General features: G+C 28.8%; 1 protein-coding gene. It reads left to right on the plus strand.

What is annotated here, in order from left to right; translation table 11 throughout:
* Nucleotides 1-157 precede the first annotated feature (157 nt).
* On the plus strand, nt 158-541 hold a 384-nt coding region (locus KA900_RS14705), incomplete at its 3' end, for an EamA family transporter (protein WP_210139799.1).

Here is a 541-nt window from a genome sequence, read left to right on the forward strand (position 1 = left end):
CATGCGGAAACCTCACTTTTAACTCATTATGTTCATTATAAGAACGCATATTATAAAATTGCAAGTAAAACATTTCAACTTATTGTTTAATAATTTATCAAATGCTAAAATTAATTAATTAATTAATTAACATCTTTTAGAATCGAGGGGCTTATAAGTGCAAAACAAACAACTAAAAGGTACTTTATTAGTGATGCTTGGCGCTACTTTTTGGGGATTAGGTGGAACGGTTACTGAAAAGTTATTTACAGAATATCATTTACCCGTTTCATTATTTGTAGCAGAAAGATTAATATTAAGTGGATTTTTTCTTTTGCTCATTGCAAAATTAATTCAGAAACATCCTTTAACAAATATATTTAGAGTCAAACATTCATTATTTCAATTGATCATCTATGCTTTATTCGGCATGTTAGGTGTGCAATACACTTTTATGGCGACCATTGATAAAGGTAATGTTGCCATCGCTACTTTGTTACAATTTTTAGCACCAGTCGTCATATTACTTTATTTACTGATCACTAGAAAAAGTAAATTTAGA

The sequence above is a fragment of the Staphylococcus sp. GDY8P120P genome, from assembly GCF_017892065.1.
Lineage (GTDB): Bacteria > Bacillota > Bacilli > Staphylococcales > Staphylococcaceae > Staphylococcus > Staphylococcus nepalensis.